Source organism: Burkholderia sp. AU4i, from assembly GCF_000466765.1.
GTDB lineage: Bacteria > Pseudomonadota > Gammaproteobacteria > Burkholderiales > Burkholderiaceae > Burkholderia > Burkholderia cepacia.
Genome location: NZ_ASSI01000193.1, coordinates 1 through 7,591 on the forward strand (window position 1 = coordinate 1; position 7,591 = coordinate 7,591).

Genomic DNA, 7,591 nt, shown 5'->3' on the forward strand with positions numbered 1-7,591 from the left:
CGTCGGGGCTCGGGCTCGGCATCGAGCGCGCGTGGGCATCGATCGGCGCAGCTTGCGCGGACGCGTTCACGCGGGCCGGCCTCGCATTCGACTGGCCGCAGTGCGCGCTCGGCTGCGGGCTCGCGGGCGTCAACAATGCCGCGTGGCTCGCCGCGTTTCGCGCGCAGGCGCCGCTCGGCGCGCTCGCGGTCGAGAGCGACGCGTATACGACCGTCGTCGGCGCACACGGCGGCGCGCCGGGGCTCATCGTCGCGCTCGGCACCGGCAGCATCGCGGCGGCGCTCGATGCTGCCGGCGCCTGCCGGATCGCGGGCGGCTTCGGCTTTCCGTCCGGCGACGAGGCGAGCGGTGCATGGCTCGGCGTGCGCGCGCTCGCGTATGCGCAGCAAGCGCTCGACGGACGCGTACCGCGCGATGCGTTCGCGAACGCGTTGCTCGCGGAAACGGGCGCGCAGGATCGCGACGCGCTCGTCCAGTGGTCGTGCGATGCGAACCAGACGATCTACGCGCGGCTTGCGCCGATCGTGTTCGCGCACCGTTCGCATCCGGTCGCGGGCGCGCTGATCGCGCAGGCGGGCGACGAGATCGGCAAGATGATCGACGCGCTCGATCCGCAGCAGGCGCTGCCGGTCGCGCTGTGCGGCGGCCTGGCGGACGCACTGGCTCCGGCCGTGCCGGCGCGCCATGCCGCCCGGCTGCGCGCGCCGCTCGACGATTCGGCGCACGGCGCGCTGCGCCTCGCGCTGCAGGCGCTGCGCGAGGCGGAAGGCAACTGAGCAACTGAAGGCATTCGAGGGCAGCTGAACGCGCACCGAAACCGGGCCGACGGCGGCGATCGACCGGGAACCGTCCGGCAGGCAACCGGGCGCGACGTTAGAATGGCCGTTCCGCAGAGCCCTGAGCGCCATTCTTCCGTCCCATGTACAAAGTCATCGCCACCGATCTCGACGGTACCTTGCTGAACAGCGACCACCAGCTCGATCCGTACACGATCGACACCGTCCGCCGGCTCGACCGCGACGGCCTGCAGTTCGTGATCGCCACCGGGCGCCACTACGCGGACGTCGCCGGCATTCGCGACGTGCTCGGCATCCGGCCGTACCTGATCACGTCGAACGGTGCGCGCGTGCATGCGCCGGACGACACGACGATCCACGCGCAGGACATCGATCCGGCAATCGTCCGCGGCCTCGTGCAGCCGGATATCGTCGGTGCGCACGGCCGCGTGATCGTCAACCTGTTCACCGACCAGGGCTGGCTGATCGACCGCGACGCGCCGCACCTGCTCGAATTCCACCAGGATTCGGGCTTCCGCTACGACGTGATCGACATGTCCGCGCACGACGGCACGGATATCGCGAAGGTGCTGTACATCGGCGATCCGGCCGATCTGGCGGTCGTCGCCGAGCAGATGCGCGTGCGCTTCGGCGATGCGCTGTATGTCACGTACTCGCTGCCCGACTGCCTGGAAGTGATGACCGCGAACGTGTCGAAGGGCCGCGCGCTGCGCTCGGTGCTCGCGCGGCTCGGTGTCGACACCGGCCACTGCATCGCGTTCGGCGACAACATGAACGATATCGACCTGCTCGAAACCGCCGGCCACGCGTTCATGATGAACAACGCGAACCCCGACCTGGTCGCGCGGTTGCCGCACATCCCGCGGATCGGCAACAACTTCGACGCGGGCGTCGCCCGCCACCTGCGCACGCTGTTCTCGCTCGAAGGCAACGCCGCCGCGTCCTGAGCGTCCCGCCCGGGTGGAAATGAAAAACGGGCGCCAGCGGCGCCCGTCGAAATTACCTGCCTCTATCTTCTTGGACAGCGTGAGGCTCGCTGCTCTGCTCGCTTGACCCCGTAGTGATTTATTCGCTTGTGCGAGCGGATGCCGGCAGCAGGTCGACGGCGTTGTCACGCCCCGCGACCAGCGGGTAGATGATCCCGGCGAGTGCCGCGCCGATGATCGGCGCCACCCAGAACAGCCAGAGCTGGCCGATCGCTTCGCCGCCCACGAACAGCGCAGGGCCGGTCGAGCGGGCCGGGTTCACCGACGTGTTGGTGACCGGAATCGAGATCAGGTGAATCAGCGTCAGGCAAAGGCCGATCGCGATCGGCGCGAAGCCGGCCGGTGCGCGCTTGTCGGTGGCGCCCAGGATCACGAACAGGAAGAAGCCCGTCATCACGACTTCGCAAATGAACGCCGCGCCGAGTGCGTAGTGGCCGGGCGAGCGCTCGCCGAAGCCGTTCGTCGCGAAGCCGCTGCCGACGACGTCGAAGCCCGGCTTGCCGGTCGCGATCAGGTACAGCACGAATGCGCCGAGCGTCGCGCCGACAACCTGCGCGACGATGTACGGCACGAGATCGCGTGCGGGGAAGCGGCCGGCGACCGTCAGGCCGACGCTCACCGCGGGATTCAGGTGGCAGCCCGAAATATGGCCAATTGCGAATGCCATCGTCAGCACCGTCAGGCCGAAGGCAAGTGCGACGCCGGCAAAGCCGATGCCGAGGCCCGGAAAGGCGGCGGCCAGCACGGCGCTTCCGCACCCGCCGAGCACCAGCCAGAACGTGCCGAATGCCTCTGCAGCGAGACGCTGAGAAAGATTCATGTAAGGACCTCGTTCAAGTTCAAGTGGATTGAAGGCGACCGGACGACGCGACGCATTTAAACCGTCATCCGGAATTGGTCTGGATTATAGGAAATGAATCGGGTGGGGGAGGGTCAACGATTGTTAAATTTTAATGGCTGACGAATGCCCTTATTAGAATAAGTCCGCATTCTCGATATAGTCGAATCGGTTAAAGATGGCAGCATTAATTTCGAAGGGCAGGGCGGCAGTGCGGATGGCGTAACGGATGTTGGTGTCCCGGCCGGATTCGCCGGGGCCGCATCATCAAAAGGGGAGTCGAAAAATGTCTCAATACGCGAAACTCAAGGCGCAGATCGCGGATCTGCAGGCCCAGGCGGACGATGTGCGCCGCCAGGAAGTGGCGGCAGTGATTGCCGAAGTCCAGCAAAAGATTGCCGAATATGGACTGACTGCCCAGGATCTGGGCTTCGCGGAGCGAGCGAAGCGCGGGCGCCCGCCGAAGAAGGCGCCGCTGCCGCCGAAATACCGCGATCCGAAGTCGGGCGCCACCTGGAGCGGGCGCGGCAAGCCGCCGAATTGGATCGTCGGTAAAAACCGCGATCGTTTCCTGATCGAATGATCGAAAACCCCAAACAAAAGAGCCGCATCGAGATGCGGCTCTTTTGTTTGGCGCGCCGATTGCGGCGCGCATTGGATTACAGAATATTTCTTCGCGGATTTCCGTATCAGGCGCCGGCGACGCGGCGCAATACCGGCTGGCGTGCTCCCGTGCAAAGCGATTCGTAGGTTTCGACATAACGCTGCGCCATTGCCTTCGAGCTGAAGCGCGTATCGAAACGTTCGCGGATCGCGGTGCGCGACAGGCTGTCGATCCGGTGCAGTGCGCCGACCGCGCCCTGTACGTCCTCGACGATGAAGCCCGTGACGCCGTCCTCGATCACTTCCGGCACCGAGCCGCGGTTGAATGCGACGACCGGCGTGCCGCAGGCCATCGCCTCGATCATCACGAGGCCGAACGGCTCCGGCCAGTCGATCGGGAACAGCAGCGCCTTCGCGCCGGACAGGAACGCCGGCTTCTGCGCCTCGTTGATCTCGCCGATGAATTCGACGTGCGCCTCGCCGAGCAGCGGCTCGATCACTTCCTTGAAATAGTCGGCGTCCGCCTTGTCGACCTTCGCGGCGATCTTCAGCGGCAGCCCGCTTTGCGCGGCGATCCGGATCGCGGTGTCGACGCGCTTTTCCGGGCAGATCCGGCCGAGGAACGCGAGGTATTCGGGCTTCACGCCCGGCTGCGGCGTGAGCAGCGTGTCGGGCAGCCCGTGATACACGGTGCCGGCCCACGCGGCCTGCGGCAGCGGCTTGCGCTGGTTGTTCGAGATCGACACGACCGGCGCGTCGGGAAACGCGTCGAACACCGGCTGCAGTTCCGGCAGGTCGAGGCGGCCGTGCAGCGTCGTCACGTACGGCGTGTCGAGGCGCGACATCAGCGAGAACGGCAGGTAGTCGAGGTGAAAGTGCAGCACGTCGAATTCGTGCGCGACCCGGGCGACCTGCTCGAGGAGGCGCATATGGGGCGCCATCGAATCGCGGATCGACGGATCGAGCCGCAGCGCGCGCGGCCAGGCCGCCTCGAGGCGCGCCGACGTGACGGAGTCGCCGCTGGCGAACAGCGTCACGTCGTGGCCGAGTTCGACGAGCGCCTCGGTGAGGTAGGACACGACACGCTCGGTGCCGCCGTAGAGTTTCGGCGGAACGGCTTCGTAAAGCGGCGCGATCTGGGCGATTCGCATGGGTGTTCTCCTGTTTGATCCGGGGGCACGGTGGTGCCGGTGCGGATCCCGTACAAGGTTGCGGAACTCGCCGACGCACGCGGTTGGCGGTACGTGGCCGTGCCCTGGGCGGGGTGCGCGGGGCGCCGGACGGCAAGCTGCGGGGCGGGCCGGCACGGCTCGCGCCGCCGCCCATTGGAGTCCATTATCGATATCGCCCTGAGGGGTTCGAGTGTTTTTTCAAACACTTAAGGCTTGTTACACGATGAAATACGCAAAAACCCCGAGAAAAAGGGCGCGGAATCAGGAATGGAGACAGATGCAACTATTGTTGCGTCATTGTGAAAAAGCACTATAATTTTTACCGATCCGATTGCCGGCAGCCTTGCCGGCAAGCCTTTCGTCATTGAACCGGGGCCATTGGATCCATCTCGGCCGAACCCGCGTCGGCACTTGCTTTCGCGATTGAAGCTTTCAATTCGCCTTGTCGGAAAAATTCCTACACGGTTTACAGACAAATCCTGCATGGCATACGCCACTTCGCTGATACCGGCATAAATGCCGTTTGGCCAAAATTCGCCCTGTAAGACTATAAACGAGCCGACCGAGCGCCCAGAGCGCTCCGAGCGAGCAAACGTTTTCATAACACGAATGGCCAAAGAAAGCTCTTTAACGGGGGAATCATGAGCGCTACCAGCGAAATGCTCAGTGAGATCAAAGAGGTCAACCTGTCGTACCTCCTCCTCGCGCAACGCCTGCTGCGGGAAGACAAGGCGATGGGCATGTTCCGCATGGGAATTTCCCAGGAACTGGCCGACGTGCTCGGGAACCTCACGCTCGCACAGACCGTGAAACTCGCCGCGTCCAACCAGATGCTGTGCCGCTTCCGCTTCGATGATCACGCGCTGCTGTCGTCGCTCGCCGACAAGGGCCGCAGCGATGTCGTCGCGCACGCCCACTCGGCCATCCTGATGGCCGGGCAGCAGGTCGAAGGCGTCCGCTGATCCATCACCCCGCCTTGCGTTGAGCCCCGGCGTGTCGCGCCGGCGGGCAGCGTACTGGCCATCCATCCGAATCACGTCAAGCGGACGGTTATCACCATGGCAAGCAAAAGCGTCGTGATCGAGGTGAAGGAAATCACCCTCGCCATCGAACTGATCGAACTGGGCGCCCGGCTGCAGTTGCTGGAAGCGGAGACGAGCCTGTCGCGGGATCGTCTGATCAAGCTGTACAAGGAACTGAAGGGCGTGTCGCCGCCGAAGGGGATGCTGCCGTTCTCGACCGACTGGTTCATGACGTGGCAGCCGAACATCCACTCGTCGCTGTTCTACAACATCTACCGGTTCATGCAGGACCACGGCCGCTGCGAGCCGATCCAGTCGATCGTGAAGGCGTACCGGCTCTACCAGGAGCACGTGAACCTGTCCGGCGACGAAGCCGCGCTGAGCCTCACGCGCGCGTGGACGCTCGTGCGTTTCTTCGATTCGGGGATGCTGCAGATGACCCCCTGCACGCGCTGCGGCGGCCACTTCGTCGCGCATGCGCATGATCCGCATCAAGGTTTCGTCTGCGGCCTTTGCCAGCCGCCGTCGCGTGCGGGCAAGACCCGCAAGGCCGCCGCCGCGCGCGCCGAACTGGCCGCCGCCGCGGCCTGAGCGCCGCCGGGCGGGCGCGAGCGGGCCGCGCCGGGCGGTGCGGATCGCCCGCTAATCGTCTGCGAATTGCTGGTAAACACCGTCGGGCCGCCGCCGGGCGGCCGCGAAAGTTTTCCTGCCGACTGCCGTAAACCTGTTTAACGGCGGTCTCCCCGCCGGTCATTCGTGAGGGACAGGCAGTGCTGATTATCGTGGGAACACTCGTGACGCTGTTGTCCGTCTTCGGCGGTTATGCGCTGGCAGGCGGGCATCTGGGCGCGTTGATCCAGCCCGTCGAGATCCTGATGATCGTGGGTGCCGGCGTCGGCGCATTCATCCTCGGCAACGGCGGCAAGACCATCAAGGCGACGCTGCGCGTGCTGCCGACGCTCTTCAAGGGCTCGAAATACACGAAGGATGTCTACATGGAGCTGATGGCGCTTCTTTACGTGCTGCTCGCGAAGGCACGCAAGGAAGGCACGCTCACGCTCGAGGCCGACATCGACGATCCGGAAAAGAGCCCGATCTTCACGCAATACCCGAAGATCCTCGCCGATCACCACATCGTCGAATTCCTGACCGACTACCTGCGCCTGATGGTGGGCGGCAACATGAACGCGTTCGAGATCGAGAGCCTGATGGACGAGGAGATCGAGACGCACCACGCGGAAGGCGAAGGCCCCGCGCATGCGTTGATGCGCGTCGGCGACGCGATGCCGGCATTCGGCATCGTCGCGGCCGTGATGGGCGTCGTGCACACGATGGCGTCCGCCGACAAGCCGCCCGCGGTGCTCGGCGCGATGATCGCGCAGGCGCTGGTCGGCACGTTCCTCGGGATCCTGCTGTCGTACGGGCTGATCGGGCCGCTCGCGAGCCTCGCGGAGCAGCGCGTCGCCGAGTCGACCAAGATGTTCCAGTGCATCAAGGTGACGATCCTCGCGACGCTGAACGGTTATGCGCCGGCGATCGCGGTCGAGTTCGGCCGCAAGGTGCTGTTCTCGACCGAGCGCCCGTCGTTTTCCGAGCTCGAAGAGCACGTGCGCCGCGTGAAGGCGAAGTGACGCGGAGCCCCCGATGAGCAAGAGCAAGGATCGCGCAATCGTCGTCAAGCGGGTGGCCCCGGCGAAGAAGGGGCACCACGGCGGCGCATGGAAACTCGCGTACGCGGACTTCATGACCGCGATGATGGCGTTCTTCCTGCTGATGTGGCTGCTGAGCTCGGTCACGCCGGTGCAGCTGAAGGGGATCGCCGAATACTTCAACACGCCGCTGAAGGCCGCGCTGTTCGGCAGCGGCGACCGCAGCTCGCAGGATTCCAGCATCATCAACGGCGGCGGCCGCGACCTGTCGAGCGTCGACGCCGGCACGCTGCGCCGCACCGACGGCATGACGCAGCTCGCCGAGCGTCTCGCGAAAGCGGGCGACGAGAATTCCCGGTCGCAGGCGCAGGGTGCGCAGGACCGGCTCGAGCAGGCGCGCCTGCACGACCTGCAGATCAAGCTGATGGCCGCGATCGAGGCCAACCCGACGCTGCGCCAGTTCAAGCAGCAGATCCGCATCGATTCCACGCTGATGGGGCTGCGCATCGAGATCGTCGATTCGC

General features: G+C 65.3%; 9 protein-coding genes. 7 read left to right on the plus strand and 2 right to left on the minus strand.

Annotated elements, in window-relative coordinates; all coding sequences use genetic code 11:
- Window positions 1–776 (plus strand): BadF/BadG/BcrA/BcrD ATPase family protein (locus L810_RS34720; RefSeq protein ID WP_042977414.1); only part of this gene is annotated, 776 nt, incomplete at its 5' end.
- A gap of 143 nt (window positions 777–919) precedes the next feature.
- Window positions 920–1,744: a Cof-type HAD-IIB family hydrolase gene (locus L810_RS34725; RefSeq protein WP_021162847.1), complete on the plus strand. Its 825-nt coding sequence runs from the start codon at window positions 920–922 to the stop codon at window positions 1,742–1,744.
- Between the two features lie 118 nt (window positions 1,745–1,862).
- Here L810_RS34725 and aqpZ read toward each other — a convergent pair whose 3' ends face one another.
- Window positions 1,863–2,603, minus strand: coding sequence for an aquaporin Z (gene aqpZ / locus L810_RS34730; protein WP_021162848.1), 741 nt, complete (start codon window positions 2,601–2,603; stop codon window positions 1,863–1,865).
- 304 nt (window positions 2,604–2,907) lie between these two features.
- Here aqpZ and L810_RS34735 point away from each other — a divergent pair, with 304 nt between their 5' ends.
- A complete protein-coding gene (locus L810_RS34735; RefSeq protein ID WP_021162849.1) occupies window positions 2,908–3,204 on the plus strand; it encodes an H-NS histone family protein in 297 nt (98 codons plus the stop codon).
- Between the two features lie 106 nt (window positions 3,205–3,310).
- Here the strand turns inward: L810_RS34735 and L810_RS34740 are convergent, their stop codons facing one another.
- On the minus strand, window positions 3,311–4,375 hold the full coding sequence (locus L810_RS34740) for a glycosyltransferase family 4 protein (RefSeq protein WP_021162850.1): 1,065 nt from the start codon (window positions 4,373–4,375) through the stop codon (window positions 3,311–3,313).
- Window positions 4,376–5,037: 662 nt separating this feature from the next.
- On the opposite strand from L810_RS34740, the gene flhD reads away from it, so the two are divergent.
- From flhD to L810_RS34760, 4 genes are all read left to right on the plus strand, one after another.
- The gene (gene flhD / locus L810_RS34745; protein WP_027788649.1) at window positions 5,038–5,358 is read left to right on the plus strand and encodes a flagellar transcriptional regulator FlhD; all 321 of its coding nucleotides are present in this window, start codon (window positions 5,038–5,040) and stop codon (window positions 5,356–5,358) included.
- 96 nt (window positions 5,359–5,454) lie between these two features.
- Window positions 5,455–6,009: a flagellar transcriptional regulator FlhC gene (gene flhC, locus L810_RS34750; RefSeq protein ID WP_011350591.1), complete on the plus strand. Its 555-nt coding sequence runs from the start codon at window positions 5,455–5,457 to the stop codon at window positions 6,007–6,009.
- A gap of 179 nt (window positions 6,010–6,188) precedes the next feature.
- Window positions 6,189–7,049: a flagellar motor stator protein MotA gene (gene motA, locus L810_RS34755; RefSeq protein WP_011350592.1), complete on the plus strand. Its 861-nt coding sequence runs from the start codon at window positions 6,189–6,191 to the stop codon at window positions 7,047–7,049.
- 13 nt (window positions 7,050–7,062) lie between these two features.
- On the plus strand, window positions 7,063–7,591 hold a 529-nt coding region (locus tag L810_RS34760), incomplete at its 3' end, for a flagellar motor protein MotB (protein WP_042977416.1).

What these genes read in the sequence shown, in the direction of transcription:
- L810_RS34725 (WP_021162847.1), top strand. Translation starts at nt 920, where the DNA reads ATGTACAAAGTCATCGCCACCGATCTCGACGGTACCTTGCTGAACAGC.
- aqpZ (WP_021162848.1), bottom strand. Translation starts at nt 2,603, where the DNA reads ATGAATCTTTCTCAGCGTCTCGCTGCAGAGGCATTCGGCACGTTCTGG.
- L810_RS34735 (WP_021162849.1), top strand. Translation starts at nt 2,908, where the DNA reads ATGTCTCAATACGCGAAACTCAAGGCGCAGATCGCGGATCTGCAGGCC.
- L810_RS34740 (WP_021162850.1), bottom strand. Translation starts at nt 4,375, where the DNA reads ATGCGAATCGCCCAGATCGCGCCGCTTTACGAAGCCGTTCCGCCGAAA.
- flhD (WP_027788649.1), top strand. Translation starts at nt 5,038, where the DNA reads ATGAGCGCTACCAGCGAAATGCTCAGTGAGATCAAAGAGGTCAACCTG.
- flhC (WP_011350591.1), top strand. Translation starts at nt 5,455, where the DNA reads ATGGCAAGCAAAAGCGTCGTGATCGAGGTGAAGGAAATCACCCTCGCC.